Origin of the sequence: Lysinibacillus sp. NPDC056185 (assembly GCF_047737915.1) — a bacterium.
Lineage (GTDB): Bacteria > Bacillota > Bacilli > Bacillales_A > Planococcaceae > Lysinibacillus.
Window position 1 is genome coordinate 1 of record NZ_JBLLLQ010000039.1, and the last position, 16,171, is coordinate 16,171.

Here is a 16,171-nt window from a genome sequence, read left to right on the forward strand (position 1 = left end):
TTATTAATATTATCTATAGTATATTCCATGGTATTATTGTATTAATCATTTTTATAATATGGATTATTAAAAAAATAGATAAACCAAAAGAAATGGGTAATTTAGAAGGTCAATTTTCTGAAAAAAGGGATAAAAATAGTGATTATATTCAAATCGAAAAAAAGTGGATAATGCCTACACTTTGGATAGTGACAGTCCTCTTTGGACTTTTTAGTATATTCAGTTACCCTGTATTAAATAGTAACGATATTTATAAATTCATCACACTATTTTCATTAATCCTTTTTGTTAACTGGAATGTAATCAATATTGGTTACTATAAACCAAGACATAGTAGACCCCTTCCGAAAATATTCGATGCGTTTAAGTTTGTATTTATAGCTGAATTGCCTACAATGTGTTCTCTAGGTTCAGTTATTGTTGGTACTATTATGATAGATAACCTTAACAGTTTTTATTTATTTGTTTATACGTTTACTATAGCAATAACGTTTGTTGGTATTACTGTATTAATTGAACGACTTATATTAAATCCTAAATACAAATAATAAAAACCCCTTCCTTATGTTTATTAATACATAGTATAAAAGCTACTGGCTATTTTCAAATATCCCCAACCTAGTCAATAGCCCATCAAGATAGGACTTGTGTTTATGATTATTCCTCATATATTCAAGTCCTTTTGTTATACTCTCACATTAGCTCCTGTAGCTCCATTCAAGGCTCTGTAGCACCAATCTCAACCCTGTATCAATGATTCCTCTGCTCCACTATCTACCCTCACAGGCTCGTTACAAGCTTCTAAGGTTTGCTACGATTGTTGTAGTTGAATCTGTTTAGCCCTTATCGTCTCGCCTGTGGTAACGGTCATTCATTCTTGCTACTGATACACATAGGAAAGCAACAGAATGATACCCCTTCCACCTTAATAGTGAGAGATGACCTTGTTTATCCATCACAAAAGAAATCACTATAAGGTCATTCGAAACATATCTTAATTAGAAAAATATGTTCGAAAGGTGATTAGATATATGGAAATACAGTTAATGTCTTTTATGGCTGGTTTGCATGTACAAGAACCAAAACAAGCCGTAGATTTGTGGATATTAGGCGTAAATAATCGAAGTGGTGCTGTTCAATATGCGATGTTGTCCCCTTCGCTTCAAAAACAATCATGGGGAAAATTTGAGCAAGCTCACTGGGTGACAGGTCAGTCAAGCCCGTGGGTTAGTAACTTTCGTCTTACCAAAGTAGAAAAGCTTAGCGAATCCAAAATGCGGTATACCGTTAAATACGATTTAGAAACATCATATGCAAATTTTGGTAGTGGGCAAAAGATTATAACCGTAGAAAAGAATCTAGAACCATTTAAAGAGTATTGGTTTATTTCATCAATAACAACTAAATATAATCAATGGGAAGCATTTACCCCAGCCGAGACAGTTTTAAAATAGAGCATTGCAGTTACTTATCCAACAAATAAGAATAGGACTTGTATTTATGATTTAATTTTCATGTATACAAGTCCTTTTGTTATGCTTCCTCAATCACTCCTATAGCTTCATACATGGCTCTGTTGCTCCAATCAGACAACATGTGTCAATGATTCATCAGCTCTACTATCAACCCTCACAGGCTCGTTAATCGTTAAAGCTTATAAGAAACGCTACGGTTGCCATCGTTGTTCATAGGGCTTGTAGCAAACACTCTATTAGCTCATTTGAGGAAGATGTATTGGCACTGATAAACAAGCTGAGAGCAATCCATGTAACCAAATATATGTCTAACTGATACTCGAGTCGTCTGAGCGCTGTCTGAGAAGTTGCGTACAGAAAAAGCACACCACACAGTAGTGATGCGCTTCTTTTCAAACTAATATATATTTTCTCCATTTGGTTTAAGTGAATGGTCTCCCGCTATTGGCTTATCATAATAGTTTCCAAAGTAAATCACAGTGGGAGCAACTCCCGATTCAACAATTTCCTTTGGAGTTTTATCTATTTCACCTTTTAGTCGCATTCTTTTATTTTCAAAGAATAATCCACTGGGCATACAATCTTTTGCTTTTAAAAGTCTTGCATATTCATATGCTAATTTCACTTTTTCTATCAGAGCATCAAGTTCATTTAATTCGCCTTTCAATTTTTTCACTTCTTTTTTTGATTTAGAAGTCTCAATCCGCTTAAGACATTCAAGTTTACTTTCCAATAATTTTGACTTTGTAGCTTGTTCAAAACCATCTTCATAAAGTGACTTATAATGCACTATTAAGTCCGAGTAATTGTAATAATCAAATTCCACATATGGCATAATACCATCAGTGTAAGCTAATATAAATGTGTCATTTGGAGTACGATAACGTTTCACTCTTTCTCCATTCGGAAAAATAAAATGTACATTACTTTGGTTAGTGGCATCCTCTCCATGACATATACGAAGATTTGATTTTCTATTGTTATTCTTATCTCCATCAATGTGGTCTATAAAATCTGTAGAAGGTTTATCTAACATCTTCATCACCACTCGATGAAGGTATACTTTTCTACCCAGAGTTTTTTCATTGGCAATTGCGTAACCGTTTTTGTTTCGACAGATAGTATATTCCTCTAGTAAAGCTCTGTCTTCCGCATCAAAGATAAACGGAACTGCATCAACAGCGTTCGGATATACTTTTAGGACATCCTCTTCTTCTACCATATAGTTTCTTTTATTTCGCTTTTTCTTTTCAGTAACATTTACCGTTACTTCATTTTGAATTGTATTTATTGTCATTTTAATTAACTCCTTTAATCTTCACCAAATGGGTCATCATCTTCTAATACTGTTTTTTCAAAAGAGTTCATATTAGAGTGATTCTTAGGCGATTTCTTTTTTGTTTTGTCTTGAAATGTTACGAATAAAATATCAGTTTTACTGAGTTGACTAACCTTGTATTTTGCCCGTTCAACTTTCTCTTGAACAATGGCTTTTAGCTTCTCGTTAGTCGAAAGAATCTTAATTCTTCGCAGTGCCACTTCTAATAGCTTTTGTTCTTCAGGTGCTAGTAGGTGTGTTTTATTTCTTCTTTGAGCAATAGCAAGCGTATGATAATGCTCATCACTTGGATAAAATGATTTATCCATGTTTTCAAAGGCTCTGATTGCAATTTCAACATGAGCAGCATATTCTAAGAAACCTTTTCTCTCAGCTAATGGCGTTGTATCATAACCCATTATGCCTTCGATATTCTTGCTATTCTCTGCACGTTCATAACCAATAGAAGCAATCGTCTTATCCTTTTGAGCAATTGATCGAATATGATATTCATTAATATCTTGTTGCTTCGAAACACCCTCAATGTAGTTTCCACGATTAACAAATATGACTTTTTGAGATACAGCTTCTTTAATCTTGCTCTTAGCTGTACGCTCAGAACATTGAAGTAACTTTGCCCATCGAACATAAGGACATTTAAAGAAGCCTTTGTCTTTATTTGCCCATCGAGCAACACACACGTAGATATATAGCATAACCACATCATTAATTGACGCTATCACTTCATAAGGTACTTGCGTATGATTTTCTCGATTCTCAGGCATACGGAAAGTTAATAAGTCTTTGCTCGAACTATTTTTCCAATCCAAGTTATCAACAATTAAAGGTGACTTTTCTAATATCTCTTCTAATGCACCATTCAGTTTTGCAACGATGGTACTTCGTTTAGAGCCGTATATCCCCTCTAGCTGTTGAATCAAAACATCTCTATTCGTAGAAAATGTCTTGTTAATATTCAGTTGTGAATTAATCAGTACATACAGATACAAACCATTAACAGACAGGTGAGACTCTGTATCTTCGGTAATAAGTCTATTCTGTACCTTTACAAAAAATTTAGTTGTCAATTTGATTGTTCCTTTCTTGTTCTCTCTTTATAGAGTTCTTTCTTTAAACTGGGTAATAAAGGTATCATGAAGATACTCAAATGTAGGTTGAAGATGGAAATTGGAGGTACTGAATGAAACCATTTTTGCACAAATAGCCATTCAGTTATTATCGCTATAGAATATAAAAAGACACTCTTAAACTAGTGTTTAAAAATGTCTATCATTTGAAATGTTTGGTTTACTTTCTTGCGTTCTTAGACCAAATTATCAAAACAACAGACAACCCATAGCATAGCCGTATCCTTAAAAAGTCCATTCTTAATAAGCCTATTACGTTTTATAAAAGGCAAACTTAAATAAACCCTTCCAAAAGGATTTCAAAAACCTATTTGACTATACTAGGCACTATCTCAAGGCCGAGATGTATGTTCTGCTGTAAGTGCCTAAAGCTCTCTTCAGTATGCATTATATATATTTTTTTCAATTTAACAAACGATTTCTCAAAAATTTATTTTTTATTTTTTCACGACACAAAACCAAAGCTGAGGACAACACTCGGTACAAAAAAACTGCCTACATCAAAGACACAAGTAATTTTGAATCTATGACATAGACAGCCATTAAAATTTATAGATATTCTCTCAAATCCTTTGCAACTTCCTCAACATCCAAATCTAGGTACTGAGTTGTAACAGCTAAATCTGAATGACCAAGAGCCTTACTGATTAAAGCAACACTCGCTCCCTTGTCATGTAAGTTCTTCGCATAAGCCCTTCTGATAGCGTGTGCATTGATATTCTCAAGTCCATAACGCTTAGCATACTTAGTAAGTTGTTTAGAAATAGCATTGTTGGTTGACTTCGTGTTCAACGTTGTTGCCTTCGAGGATATAAACAAGTTGGTATTACTTACTCCGTAGTGTTCTCTAAGCTTGTCATTACATAGAATTAGCACTCGATATAAATCCATTAATTGTTCATCTATTGGTAACTTCAACACTTGATGATTTTTCAATATCGCTCCTTCTAGCACAAGGGTTTTGTTTCCCCAATCAATATGTCGCTCGTTTAACTGCCCTAGAGTGTTAATGCGAATCCCTGTCTTGTACATCGTTAAAATAGCAGTTACATCTCTCAGACCAATGAATGTACTTTTATCAATTAACGACACTAAGATTGCAATGTCATTTGGCTTTGCTCCCTTTTTAACCTTCTTATCTACCTTCACATTGATTGCTTGCCAAAAGTTCAAGCTAAGCCAACCATTGGTGAAACACTTGCCTAGGAACGATTTCAGAACTTTTAGGCGTGTTAACTTTGTTTGATTCACTACCTGCATACAATCAAGCCATGAGTAAACTGTGTCTACAGTGATTTCTTCCAAATAGGTAACCCCTGCACTCTTTGAGAAGTTCATCAGCACTGTATCATAATCCTTGATGGTACGTGGTCTATAACCACTAACCTCCATTTGACAGATAATAGTTCTCACCGCTTCTGTAAAGGGCTTGTAGCGAGCTGTGACAATCTTTTCTTCTTTGATAGAAGCGGTAAGCTCCTTAGTTGTCAATGTGAAGTCTACATCATATAATCCCGACTTTTTGGTCATAAAAAAATCCTCCATTCAATTGAATTGGAAGATAATTTCGGTACTATATACACGTAATTTTCAGGGTAATAAAAAAGGGATTCTACATCAGTGACCGAAGCCCCGACCGAATCCCTAGTTTCTCACAAATCCAATTGTATCAATGGTTTGTGACTGCTTTTTTGACGTCCCAGGAGGGATTCGAACCCCCGACCGACGGCTTAGAAGGCCGTTGCTCTATCCTGCTGAGCTACTGAGACATGATGTTATTTTTTTATGTAGTCCATATCAAGGACAATATTTATTATATGTGCTTTATATCATAATGTCAACATTAATTTTACTATGAAGGCAAGGTTTGCCTCATATTAATATTATATGATTTTTTGTACCCCATTATGCCCCCCTCATCTCTACTTTTCCTAAAATAATGAAAAGCAAAAAAACTGGAGGAAGCTATTATGTTTAAAGATTTAGTAGTCGTCGTAACTGGCGGTGCACAAGGGATCGGCAATGGCATTGTACTTACGTATGCAAGAAATGGTGCCAATGTAGTTATTGCCGATGTAAATAAAGAATTAGGTCAGCTTTTGGAAAAAGATTTAATTGAGCAAGGTTATTCTGTTCTTTTTGTTCAAACAGATGTTACGAAAGAACAAGACATCGTTTCTTTAATGCAAAAAATTGTTAATCATTTTGGTACTATTCATATTTTAATTAATAATGCGGGTAAATTTCAACATAAATCTTTTTATGACGTAACATTAGACGAATGGAACGATATGATCCAAACTAATCTAACTCTTTTCAGCGGGTGTACAAACACCCGCTGAAATAGAGGAACTCAGTCTAAGAACGCCACGTCCTGTGGCAACGACTGAGTGACCAACTTCGTGTTGGCCTAAAGCCTCCGGCAGATGTCACAGAATCGGAAAGGAGCTCAATAAAGGATGTTAGCCTAAAATCATCGCATCCATGCGATAACGGCTAACTGACCTGCATCATGCAGGCCTAAGCACAAAGCCGATTCCGGACGCAATTATGCCGAAGCATAATTGATCGGGTGTCTTTTTGTGTTCGAGAGAGGCTGCAAAAGTTATGCGAGCTAATGACAATGGTGGCTCAATCGTTTCTATAGCCTCTACACGTGCTGAGATGTCTGAGCCCCATACTGAAGCCTATGCAGCAACAAAAGGCGGTATCGTTGCATTTACACATGCTTTAGCGCGTTCTTTAGGTCCAGATCATATTACGATTAATTGTATTTCACCTGGTTGGATTGAAACAGGTGATTATGAACGTATGATTGATCACGAGCTGCATTTATCGGGGCGTGTAGGCGTACCTGAAGACATTGCGCAGGCATGTTTGTATTTAACTAGCCCAACAAATAATTTCGTCACAGGCATTAATCTAACTGTTGATGGTGGGATGACAAAGAAAATGATGTATGAAGAATAAGTCAAACTACTTCTCAATCAATGAACAAAAGCAAACCAGATTCACTAAGCATTTTTGAATCCGGTTTCTAGTTTTGGCGAATAAATTCTAGCCTGTTTACTCTTCGAATAATGAGCAATCGGTTGAATACCTTGTATAGATTCCTTTACAAATGGAGCTAGGGTGTTGCTTTCAATGTTAATATGGACTCGTTGTAGCTGCCATGGTATATGATCTATATCAATGCGAACTAGAGAACTCTTCCATTTTGACCAAGAATGATAACGTTCTACTAACCATTTATCAAATGTAGAACTACTTGTTTCACTGGCAATCGGTTGATATGAAATTTCCAACCTTTCATCGAGTGCACCTTGATATAAACTTGTAAAAGAGAAATTGTCCCCTGCTTGTTTTAAAGATATTTTTGAATGGCGATATGATAAACTGCCCTTTGTAGCTATTTGTACAATAAAACGATTCGTAACGTCTAAGTTAAAGAAATAGATACCCTTCATGCCGTTATATGTAACATATGTCCGCACATTAAGCTGCAAATGAGTACCTACTCCTGGGAATGGTGGTAGAAATCTCAGTCGTTGTCCTTTTACTTTAAAAAGGACAGCACTAAGCCAAGCGTTATTTTCATAGAGATCCAGCTGCAACTCTTGCGGAATGTACTGTTCTAAATCCTTAGGTGACACTGGCCAATGTAGAAACAACACATCTTGCCATATTTGCGTTAAAATCCACGGTTTACTCCACATAAAATAACTCCTTTCTGTAGTTAAATTCTTTCCTACAAAGGAGTTATTCAAACGGAAATGATTATTTTTGTTCTGAATCTAATGTTTCTGTTTCAACATATCGGTAATATAAGTTGCGCAGTTCGGATTCTTTATAACTGCCTAAATGACTTTTATATTGTGGATGCACCAAAATACCATGATCTCGAAGTTGCTTCACAAACCAACCTTTTGAATACTTATGCACTTTACACATTCCCTTCACTACTATTCATAACATAGCGTATGCTCAGGAATTTATGTAGTGACATTTTTTCAAAATAAAAAAACGAAGAATCGTTCCTTCGTTTTCATACTGTTGAAAAAAAAGTAGGTCAAGGTAATTTTGGTGAATGTTGTTGCTATTTAAATAAGGATGATTCCGTTCCAGGCCACTCGCTTTCATACATAAGATACATACTATGTGAGTTGGTTGATTGGAGTGGAGACTGGGCGACTCCTTGGGGATTAGCAAATTGAGGAACGAAGGCTAAGAGCATCACATCCTGTGATAACGCCTTCGTGACCAACATCGTGTTGGCCCAAGCGGCTCATCGGACGCCCCCAGGAAGCTTTGCTCTGTGCGAAAGCGAAGCGGCAGCGACAAATGTTTTATCTGCGCGAAAGCGAAGCGACAGCAACAACAAAGCGCCCAGTCGGAACGGAAATCAACCACACGTTTTGGTGATGATACCTTATTTTGGGTAAGTTAATTTACATATAAAACTAGAACAACTATAATCGAACAAGTACATGGTTATACTAAGGAGAGAATTTATATGTCTAAAAAAGTGGAAAATGGCTTATTATTTATTTGGATTGTCTCTGTCGTTGCAACACTGGGTTCCTTATACTTTTCTGAAATTCGTCATTATGAACCTTGTAAAATGTGTTGGTACCAACGAATTTTCATGTATCCAATTGTCATTATGACAACGATTGCCTTTATTCAAAAAAATGCACGTATTGCTGTAACAACCGCTGTTTTTGCCATTATGGGAGGCAGTATATCACTTTACCATTATGGTATTCAAAAGCTAAGTTTTTTAGCTGATACCGCACCATCTTGTGGTCTTGTTTCATGTACTGGTCAATATATTAACTGGTTAGGTTTTATCACAATCCCATTTTTAGCGCTAACTGCATTTATTTTAATTGCAGGGGCAAGCTTTTATGTAATGAAGGCTGCTAAAACAGCAAAATAATTATGAGACCGTGTTCTACATTTTGGAATACGGTCTTTTCTACGGAGGAAGATTTATGTTTCACTATGAAATAAATACGAATAATTTGACAGTTGAGGAGCTATTACGCAATCATTGGCGACTCGGTAAAAAGCTAGTCCATGAATTACGAATGGCGAAGGCTATCACAACAATGGACGGAGAGCCTATTCAGTGGAATGATCCACTCCAAGTAGGCACAACAATAAAATTTACATTTCCTATTCCGGCATCCAATTATCAACCGACACCTGTTTGTGCAATTGATGTCGTCTATGAGGATGACCATTGTTTGATCGTTTCTAAACCAAAAGGTATGTCGACACATCCAAATGATGCACGTGATACTCACACTTGTATGAATCATGTTATGGCTCATATTAAAGAGCAAGGTGGCACTTATGCGGAGCATGTCCATCGTTTAGATAAAGGAACACAAGGTTTGTTACTTGTAGCAAAACATCCTTTAGCAAAATCAATCTTTGATCGTATGATTGAGGAAAAATCCATTATTCGAACATACGCTGCAGAAGTGCAAGGGAATTTACGCTCTACTTCTGGCACGATTTCTGAAGGAATCGGAAAAGACCGACATCATGCAACAAGACGTGTCGTTTCAAAAACTGGACAGCATGCGGTTACACACTATGAAGTTGTAGCGCGCTATAAAAGCTCTTGTGTTGTCCATCTAATTCTTGAAACAGGAAGAACACATCAAATTCGCGTACATTTAGCACATATCGGTCATCCGATTATTGGAGATACAATGTATGGCGCAAGAGAAACGGCAAGTGACGACTATGAGCTCCATGCTATTCAATTGGAATTCGAGCATCCATTTTTAAATAAGGTGATCGTTGTAAAGGATCAGCAGTAATTATCGTACTGCACTTTAAATTGTTGCACATAAGCTAACAATTTAAAGTGCAGTTTTTGTATGCTTTTTTATTTCTTTCGTTCATCATCAAAAGTTGTGGATGACACTTGTTGAAATCAACAACACGTTATGGTGATGAGCTATTACTTCAATCTATTTACTTATAATCCTAAAAAAGTATAAATATAATATTTACATTTCTTTCATCTATTTTTTACAGTAAATTTATTATACATTTCCATTATTGGTAATGACGGTGGATTTCTTTCATGATAGAATTAAATTAAATTGTCAGTCATCTGACTAATATGAGGGGGAATTTATTGATGAAATGGGTTAAAAGTATTGCAGCAACAACTCTAGCTGCTAGTTTACTAGCTACACCCGGTTTTGCCGCACATGCAGCGGAAGCAACACCAACAGCTAAGAAAGATGATTTCAAATTAACAATTCTACACTCAAATGACACGCATGCACACGTTGAGGATGCTCCAAAGCGTGCAACAAAAGTAAAAGAACTTCGTGCTGCAAATGCAAACTCACTTCTTTTAGATGCTGGTGATGTTTTCTCTGGTACTTTATACTTTAACGAATTTGCTGGGGAAACTGATATGAAGTTAATGAACTTAATGGGTTATGATGCCATGACTTTTGGTAACCATGAGTTCGATTTAGGATCAAGCCCAGAAGGACATGCTGCACTTGCTAAATTCGTTAAGGGCGCAGAGTTCCCATTACTAGGATCCAATCTAGATTTTTCAAAAGATTCTTTATTCGATGGCTTACAATTCAAAACAGTCACAAAAGACTTTAAAAACGGTAAAATTTATGACGGTATCATTAAAGAAATCGATGGACAACAAGTAGGTATTTTCGGCTTAACAACAGAAGAGACACCTACCATTTCAAGCGTTGCTAACGTCCAATTTGCAAACTATATCGACTCTGCGAAAAAAGCAGTAACAGAATTTGAAAAACAAGGTGTTAACAAAATTATCGCAGTTACTCATATTGGCTTCGATGACTCCGCTGATTGGGATAATGACCAATTACTAGCGAAAGCTGTAGAAGGCATTGATGTAATCGTAGGTGGTCATACACATACAAAATTAGACAAGCCTGTGAAAGCTGAAACACCATTTAAGAACCCTACAATTATCGTTCAAACAGGCCAATATAGCGAAAATTTAGGTGAATTAGAACTAACATTCGACGATAATGGTGCCGTTGTTGACTACTTCGGTCAGTTACATGCTTTAAAAGATGTCCAAGCTGACGCAGAGGCTACAGCACTTTTAGCTCCATATAAAGAGAAAATTTCAAAAATATTAAATCAATCAACAGGTAATACAGCTGTTTCACCACTAAATGGCGGTCGTAATCTTTGGGGTGTTCGTGCTGGTGAAACAAACCTTGGTAACTTAATTACTGATGGGATGCTTGCTGGTGCTAAAAAAATTGACCCTGAAGTACAATTTGCATTCCAAAATGGTGGTGGTATCCGCGCTGGTATTGATGCAGGAGATATTACTGTTGGTGAGGTTATGACAGTTATGCCATTCGGTAATGCACTTGGTATCGTAAAATTAAAAGGTGCTGAAATTTATGAAATCGTTGAACATAGTGTGAAAGAGTTCCCTAAAGAATCTGGTGGCTTCCTACACTTCTCTGGTTTACAAGTAGAATTTGACGGTAAAGCACCAGCTGGTAAACGTGTAAAATCTATTAAATTAAATGGTAAAGAGATTGATAAAGCAGCATATTATAAAGCGGCAACAAATACATTCACTGCTAAAGGTGGAGACGGCTATGATACACTGAAAAAAGTTTATGAGGACGGCCGTGTAAGTGAACCTGGTACAATTGACTACGAAATGTTTATTGAACATTTAGATACACTGAAAAAAGTTGATCCAAAAGTAGAAGGACGTATTATCGCAACAATTCCGTTTAAAGATATCGCAAAAGGTTCAGAAACAGAAGGCTTTGTTCGTGACCTTTATTACCGTGATTTAACTAACGGTACTTCAGCAACAACATATTCACCAAACGCAAACTTAACTCGTGCACAAGCTGCATCATTTATCGCACGTGCCTTAAAGCTTGAAGCAAAAGGTCAAGCAACATTCTCTGATCTTGCGAATGTAAATCCTGCAACACAAAAAGAAATTACAGCACTTGCTGAAGCAGGAATTGTACAAGGTGTGAATGGTAAATTCAATCCTAATACAAAAGTAACTCGTGCTCAACTTTCCTTAATGTTTGCTCGTGCATACAACCTACAACACGATGCAAAAACTGGTTTAAAAGCTGATTTCAGTGATATTTCTCAATACAACGCTGAAACTCAAAATGCTATTGCCCTTATGAAAGACTTAAAGATTGTTAGCGGCGTAAACGGCAAATTTATGCCTAGTAACAACGCGACACGTGCGCATATGGCAAAAATGCTTTCTAACTATATTCCATTTGTAAAAGAATCTAAATAATAAATTTACAAAATCCCGCTTCTCAAATTAGAGAGCGGGATTTCTATTGCACTAAAAATTAAATTTAAAGTTATCTGGGTCTTGTCCAAATCGTTCATTGCGATTTAACGTAGCTATTTTATCCATTTGAGCTAGTGTTAATTCAAAATCAAAAATCTGTGCATTTTCCTCAATACGACTAGGTGTCACAGACTTAGGAATAATAAGTGTATCATTTTGCAAATGCCAACGCAGCACTACTTGAGCAGCTGTCTTCCCTATTTCACGACCAATTTCCATAATCGTTGGATTATCAAGTACCCCGCCACGGCCTAATGGAGACCATGCCGTAACAGCAACTCCATGCTCATTACAAAATGCTCGTAATGCGTCCTGCTGTAAATATGGATGCACCTCTACTTGATTGACCATTGGTGCTATATTTACTTTAGCTAAAAGCTTTTGTAGATGATGCTCATGGTGATTTGAGACACCTGTTGCACGAATTAATTTTTCATCATATAAACGTTCAATTGCTCTATACGTTTCTTCAAATGTTTCTGGTACTGCCCAATGCGTTAAATATAAATCTAAATAGTCCATATTTAACTTTTTCAATGAAACTTCAAAAGCTCGTAATGTTTCATCATAGCCTTGGTCATTATTCCAAACCTTTGTCGTCACAAAAATATCCTCACGTTTAACACCTGAATGACGAATAGCTTCGCCCACCTCGGCCTCATTACCATAAAGAGAAGCCGTATCAATAGCTCGGTAGCCATATTTAACAGCTTTATCAATAGCCTGCAAAGTCTCATCACGCTCTGTCATTTTATAAACACCTAAGCCAAAGCGAGGCATTTCCACACCATTTGCTAATGTTTTTGTTGATTGTAAATTCAAGAATAACAACCCCTTTCTTTTCCTAGTTCCATTATACAAAAAATTGGTTTTAAGAAATATAAGGAAAATTTCGGGGGTAATATCTTATTGATCTTTCGCTTCCTCTTCATAATCATCTACTTGGATAGGGTCTGGAATTCGATTGTCTTCTACAAGCTCTTGACCATCACGTAAATGCTCCATCTGCTTCCCCAAATCCTGTAAATCTTTAAAATTTCTAGCCATTGTACCGTTTTCGATATTTGGAACCTTTTTTTCCACTATCATCACCTCTCTTATAGTTTTCCCTAAATAGTTATTTCTGAACCATTTCTGACATATTTTATTCCGCTACGTCGTTTCATTTTTATAGTAGATAGGCTATACTAAAAAGAGATGTCTTTATAAACATGAGGAGGGTTCTTCCATGAGTTTAATATTAATTATTGGTGTAACTGTAGCATTCTTAACTGCTATTTTCACTGCTGGTTATGAAGGCGACTACAGAGCAGACAAATAATACCTCAAGAAAATCACTAAGCATAAATATATGCTTAGTGATTTTTTTGTTTAAAACTATTACAGCAAAGTCATTTTAGATAAAGTTTGCTCTTCGGCAAAAACGAGTTGTTGATTTCCGTTACGGCTGGGCGCTTTGTTGTTGCTGTCGCTTCGCTTTCGCGCATAGCAAAGCTTCCTGGGGCGTCCGATGAGCCACTTCGGTTATTTCTCATTTTTTTTGGAACAATATAATTACTTGACAATCTGTACTTTATAAAATAAACTTACTTACATAAAGTAACTTGATAATCAATCATAACTTAAATTCGGAGGTAAATTACTATGCATTTTCATGAAAAACCTAACACATATGTCACTAATGTTGAAATTAAAGTGAGCGATATACAACGTTCATTAACTTATTATCAGGAGGTCATTGGCTTTAAAGTTTTACATCAGGAATCTCATAGAGCAACTCTAACAGCTGATGGCAAAACAGCATTATTGACAATCGTCCAACCTGAAACAGTAGAAGAAAAAACGAGCTTAACAACTGGACTTTATCACTTTGCAATTTTACTGCCTACTCGTCGTGATTTAGCAAATATTATTACTCATTTCCATAACAAGGGCGTGTACTTCGGGGCATCTGACCATGATGTAAGTGAAGCACTTTATTTAAATGATCCTGATAATAATGGTATTGAGGTTTATGCGGATCGCCCTGAAAATGAATGGACTTGGCATTTCGACCAAGTGCATATGGTGACCGAACCTCTTAAAATCCATTCTATATTAGAGGAAGGCGATGGAAGATGGGATGGCCTACCAGCTGATACGGTTATGGGACATATTCATTTATCAGTTTCTAATTTGGCTGCCGCAGAGGAGTTTTATACAAAAGGATTAGGATTTGAGATTGTCACTCGCTATGGAGCACAAGCTTTATTCATCTCAACTGGCCGCTATCATCATCATATTGGTTTAAACACTTGGCACTCTGAAAACGCACCAAAGCTTGGTAAAAATCAGGTTGGCTTACAAACATTTTCACTGCGTCTAGATAATGAAGAGCAAGCAGCAACAATGAAAGAAAATCTCCGTTCAATTGGTGCACCTGTTATTGATATAGATGGTGGTTTCCAAACAGAGGATCCATCAGGTATCGTTGTTTTATTGAAATTTTAAGAGTGATGTGGCGTACTATCCGTCGGGGTGTGGATTGTATCCGTCGCTTGACGGGCTTTATCCGTCGCTCGCGAGGTGCTTTCCGTCGCTTGACGAGCAATCCGTCGATTGAGGAGTTCTTTCCGTCGCCTGACGGGTTTTATCCGTCGATTGCGAGGTTCTTTCCGTCGCTTGACAGGCTTTATCCGTCGCTTGCGAGGTGCTTTCCGTCGCTTGCGAGGTGCTTTCCGTCGCTTGACGAGCAATCCGTCGATTGAGGAGTTCTTTCCGTCGCCTGACGGGTTTTATCCGTCTCTTGCGAGGTTCTTTCCGTCGCTTGACGAGCAATCCGTCGATTGAGGAGTTCTTCCGTCGCCTGACGGGTTTTATCCGTCGCTCGCGAGGTGCTTTCCGTCGCTTGACGAGCAATCCGTCACTTGAGGAGTTCTTTCCGTCGCCTGACGGGTTTTATCCGTCGCTCGCGAGGTGCTTTCCGTCGTTTGCTGGGTTCTTTCCGTCGCTTGACGAGCAATCCGTCACTTGAGGAGTTCTTTCCGTCGCTTGACGGGCTTTATCCGTCGCTCGCGAGGTGCTTTCCGTCGCTTGACGAGCAATCCGTCGCTTGAGGAGTTCTTTCCGTCGCTTGACCGGTTTTATCCGTCGCTCGCGAGGTGTTTTCCGTCGTTTGCTGGGTTCTTTCCGTCGCTTGACGAGCAATCCGTCACTTGAGGAGTTCCTTCCGTCGCTGATGAGTTCTTTCCGTCGCCTGACGGGCTTTCCGTCACTTGACGGTCTTTCCGTCGCTTACGGAGTTCTAACCATCCCTTTTCGAATCCCTTCACGTCTTACAAAAAAGCAAAAGCAGTTCTCCATAATAGGAGAACTGCTTTTTTAATGTAACCCTGGATATCCTTGTTGACGTAATGCCTCATAAATAACTATTGCTGCTGTATTCGATAGATTGAGTGAACGAACATGCTCACTCTGTGGAATTCGTAAGCACATATCTCGACGCTCATACGCAAAATCCTTTGGCAGGCCAGTCGTTTCTTTGCCAAACATGAAGTAAATATCTCGATCTTTATCACTAAAATCATGTGTCGTAAATGGTTCTTCACTATAGGTCTCAATTAAATAAACGTCGCCATTTTTGGATGCCTCTAAAAAATCCTCTAGCGAATCGTGATACACGACATTGACACTATGCCAATAATCTAAGCCGGCACGTTTTAGCATTTTATCGTCTGTAGAAAAGCCAAGAGGACGAATTAAATGTAGTGACGTATTTGTGCCAGCACATGTGCGTGCAATATTTCCTGTATTTGCTGGAATTTCTGGTTGATATAAAACGATATGCAATGGCATAACGGTACACTTC

Annotated in this window: 18 protein-coding genes, 1 tRNA gene and 1 pseudogene; 11 read left to right on the forward strand and 9 right to left on the reverse strand. The window is 37.4% G+C overall.

Translation table 11 applies throughout. The features are described 5' to 3' along the window. A partial coding sequence (locus ACMZ42_RS23745) for a hypothetical protein (RefSeq protein WP_415733005.1) occupies positions 1-548 on the forward strand: 548 nt, incomplete at its 5' end. 483 nt (positions 549-1,031) lie between these two features. Beyond that, positions 1,032-1,454 (forward strand): hypothetical protein, encoded by a 423-nt coding sequence (locus ACMZ42_RS23750; protein ID WP_415733006.1) that lies wholly within the window; start codon positions 1,032-1,034, stop codon positions 1,452-1,454. Positions 1,455-1,872: 418 nt separating this feature from the next. Here ACMZ42_RS23750 and ACMZ42_RS23755 read toward each other — a convergent pair whose 3' ends face one another. The 4 genes from ACMZ42_RS23755 to ACMZ42_RS23770 all read right to left on the reverse strand — a co-directional run bounded on the left by ACMZ42_RS23755 (position 1,873) and on the right by ACMZ42_RS23770 (position 5,710). Further along, positions 1,873-2,772, reverse strand: a complete 900-nt coding sequence (locus ACMZ42_RS23755; protein WP_415733007.1) for an HNH endonuclease — start codon at positions 2,770-2,772, stop codon at positions 1,873-1,875. A 14-nt stretch (positions 2,773-2,786) separates the two neighbouring features. Beyond that, positions 2,787-3,881 carry a hypothetical protein gene (locus tag ACMZ42_RS23760; RefSeq protein ID WP_415733008.1) on the reverse strand — a complete coding sequence of 365 codons (1,095 nt, stop codon included), beginning with the start codon at positions 3,879-3,881 and terminating at the stop codon, positions 2,787-2,789. Between the two features lie 609 nt (positions 3,882-4,490). After that, positions 4,491-5,471: a tyrosine-type recombinase/integrase gene (locus ACMZ42_RS23765; protein WP_415733009.1), complete on the reverse strand. Its 981-nt coding sequence runs from the start codon at positions 5,469-5,471 to the stop codon at positions 4,491-4,493. Between the two features lie 165 nt (positions 5,472-5,636). Next, positions 5,637-5,710 (reverse strand) — tRNA-Arg (locus ACMZ42_RS23770). Positions 5,711-5,911: 201 nt separating this feature from the next. On the opposite strand from ACMZ42_RS23770, the gene ACMZ42_RS23775 reads away from it, so the two are divergent. Both ACMZ42_RS23775 and ACMZ42_RS23780 read left to right on the forward strand, forming a co-directional pair. Continuing rightward, the gene (locus ACMZ42_RS23775; RefSeq protein ID WP_415733010.1) at positions 5,912-6,283 is read left to right on the forward strand and encodes an SDR family NAD(P)-dependent oxidoreductase; all 372 of its coding nucleotides are present in this window, start codon (positions 5,912-5,914) and stop codon (positions 6,281-6,283) included. A gap of 232 nt (positions 6,284-6,515) precedes the next feature. Further along, positions 6,516-6,911 (forward strand): annotated as a pseudogene (locus tag ACMZ42_RS23780) (SDR family oxidoreductase); the annotation flags it as partial. A 44-nt stretch (positions 6,912-6,955) separates the two neighbouring features. On the opposite strand, the gene ACMZ42_RS23785 reads toward ACMZ42_RS23780, so the two are convergent. Both ACMZ42_RS23785 and ACMZ42_RS23790 read right to left on the reverse strand, forming a co-directional pair. Continuing rightward, positions 6,956-7,657: a YqjF family protein gene (locus ACMZ42_RS23785; protein ID WP_415733011.1), complete on the reverse strand. Its 702-nt coding sequence runs from the start codon at positions 7,655-7,657 to the stop codon at positions 6,956-6,958. A gap of 61 nt (positions 7,658-7,718) precedes the next feature. Beyond that, positions 7,719-7,892, reverse strand: a complete 174-nt coding sequence (locus ACMZ42_RS23790) for a DUF2639 domain-containing protein (protein WP_370075542.1) — start codon at positions 7,890-7,892, stop codon at positions 7,719-7,721. Positions 7,893-8,454: 562 nt separating this feature from the next. Between ACMZ42_RS23790 and ACMZ42_RS23795 the strand changes: the two genes are divergently transcribed. The 3 genes from ACMZ42_RS23795 (at position 8,455) to ACMZ42_RS23805 (ending at position 12,264) form a co-directional block, all read left to right on the forward strand. Next, positions 8,455-8,880 carry a disulfide oxidoreductase gene (locus ACMZ42_RS23795; RefSeq protein WP_370080976.1) on the forward strand — a complete coding sequence of 142 codons (426 nt, stop codon included), beginning with the start codon at positions 8,455-8,457 and terminating at the stop codon, positions 8,878-8,880. 55 nt (positions 8,881-8,935) lie between these two features. Further along, entirely contained in the window at positions 8,936-9,775 is an 840-nt protein-coding gene (locus ACMZ42_RS23800) for an RluA family pseudouridine synthase (RefSeq protein WP_415733012.1), read from the forward strand. A 326-nt stretch (positions 9,776-10,101) separates the two neighbouring features. Further along, positions 10,102-12,264, forward strand: coding sequence for a 5'-nucleotidase C-terminal domain-containing protein (locus ACMZ42_RS23805; protein WP_370080980.1), 2,163 nt, complete (start codon positions 10,102-10,104; stop codon positions 12,262-12,264). Positions 12,265-12,315: 51 nt separating this feature from the next. On the opposite strand, the gene ACMZ42_RS23810 is transcribed toward ACMZ42_RS23805, so the two are convergent. Next, positions 12,316-13,146, reverse strand: coding sequence for an aldo/keto reductase (locus ACMZ42_RS23810; protein WP_415733013.1), 831 nt, complete (start codon positions 13,144-13,146; stop codon positions 12,316-12,318). Between the two features lie 84 nt (positions 13,147-13,230). Further along, positions 13,231-13,407 (reverse strand): hypothetical protein, encoded by a 177-nt coding sequence (locus ACMZ42_RS23815; protein WP_370080984.1) that lies wholly within the window; start codon positions 13,405-13,407, stop codon positions 13,231-13,233. A 561-nt stretch (positions 13,408-13,968) separates the two neighbouring features. Between ACMZ42_RS23815 and ACMZ42_RS23820 the strand changes: the two genes are divergently transcribed. The 4 genes from ACMZ42_RS23820 to ACMZ42_RS23835 all read left to right on the forward strand — a co-directional run bounded on the left by ACMZ42_RS23820 (position 13,969) and on the right by ACMZ42_RS23835 (position 15,688). Further along, positions 13,969-14,814 carry a VOC family protein gene (locus ACMZ42_RS23820; RefSeq protein WP_370080988.1) on the forward strand — a complete coding sequence of 282 codons (846 nt, stop codon included), beginning with the start codon at positions 13,969-13,971 and terminating at the stop codon, positions 14,812-14,814. Positions 14,815-14,819: 5 nt separating this feature from the next. Further along, positions 14,820-15,071 (forward strand): hypothetical protein, encoded by a 252-nt coding sequence (locus ACMZ42_RS23825; protein WP_415733014.1) that lies wholly within the window; start codon positions 14,820-14,822, stop codon positions 15,069-15,071. Beyond that, positions 15,068-15,337, forward strand: coding sequence for a hypothetical protein (locus tag ACMZ42_RS23830; protein WP_415733015.1), 270 nt, complete (start codon positions 15,068-15,070; stop codon positions 15,335-15,337). Before ACMZ42_RS23825 ends, ACMZ42_RS23830 begins: the two co-directional genes overlap by 4 nt. A gap of 99 nt (positions 15,338-15,436) precedes the next feature. Then, positions 15,437-15,688: a hypothetical protein gene (locus tag ACMZ42_RS23835; RefSeq protein WP_415733016.1), complete on the forward strand. Its 252-nt coding sequence runs from the start codon at positions 15,437-15,439 to the stop codon at positions 15,686-15,688. Here ACMZ42_RS23835 and trmL read toward each other — a convergent pair. Beyond that, positions 15,685-16,158, reverse strand: coding sequence for a tRNA (uridine(34)/cytosine(34)/5-carboxymethylaminomethyluridine(34)-2'-O)-methyltransferase TrmL (gene trmL, locus ACMZ42_RS23840; RefSeq protein WP_053485736.1), 474 nt, complete (start codon positions 16,156-16,158; stop codon positions 15,685-15,687). The two genes, ACMZ42_RS23835 and trmL, sit on opposite strands and share 4 nt — an antisense overlap. Between the last annotated feature and the right edge of the window lie 13 nt (positions 16,159-16,171).

Bases quoted from the DNA above. Each gene is read 5' to 3' on its own strand.
- ACMZ42_RS23750 (WP_415733006.1), top strand. From the start codon at position 1,032: ATGGAAATACAGTTAATGTCTTTTATGGCTGGTTTGCATGTACAAGAA.
- ACMZ42_RS23755 (WP_415733007.1), bottom strand. From the start codon at position 2,772: ATGACAATAAATACAATTCAAAATGAAGTAACGGTAAATGTTACTGAA.
- ACMZ42_RS23765 (WP_415733009.1), bottom strand. From the start codon at position 5,471: ATGACCAAAAAGTCGGGATTATATGATGTAGACTTCACATTGACAACT.
- ACMZ42_RS23775 (WP_415733010.1), top strand. From the start codon at position 5,912: ATGTTTAAAGATTTAGTAGTCGTCGTAACTGGCGGTGCACAAGGGATC.
- ACMZ42_RS23785 (WP_415733011.1), bottom strand. From the start codon at position 7,657: ATGTGGAGTAAACCGTGGATTTTAACGCAAATATGGCAAGATGTGTTG.
- ACMZ42_RS23790 (WP_370075542.1), bottom strand. From the start codon at position 7,892: ATGTGTAAAGTGCATAAGTATTCAAAAGGTTGGTTTGTGAAGCAACTT.
- ACMZ42_RS23795 (WP_370080976.1), top strand. From the start codon at position 8,455: ATGTCTAAAAAAGTGGAAAATGGCTTATTATTTATTTGGATTGTCTCT.
- ACMZ42_RS23800 (WP_415733012.1), top strand. From the start codon at position 8,936: ATGTTTCACTATGAAATAAATACGAATAATTTGACAGTTGAGGAGCTA.
- ACMZ42_RS23805 (WP_370080980.1), top strand. From the start codon at position 10,102: ATGAAATGGGTTAAAAGTATTGCAGCAACAACTCTAGCTGCTAGTTTA.
- ACMZ42_RS23820 (WP_370080988.1), top strand. From the start codon at position 13,969: ATGCATTTTCATGAAAAACCTAACACATATGTCACTAATGTTGAAATT.
- ACMZ42_RS23825 (WP_415733014.1), top strand. From the start codon at position 14,820: ATGTGGCGTACTATCCGTCGGGGTGTGGATTGTATCCGTCGCTTGACG.
- trmL (WP_053485736.1), bottom strand. From the start codon at position 16,158: ATGCCATTGCATATCGTTTTATATCAACCAGAAATTCCAGCAAATACA.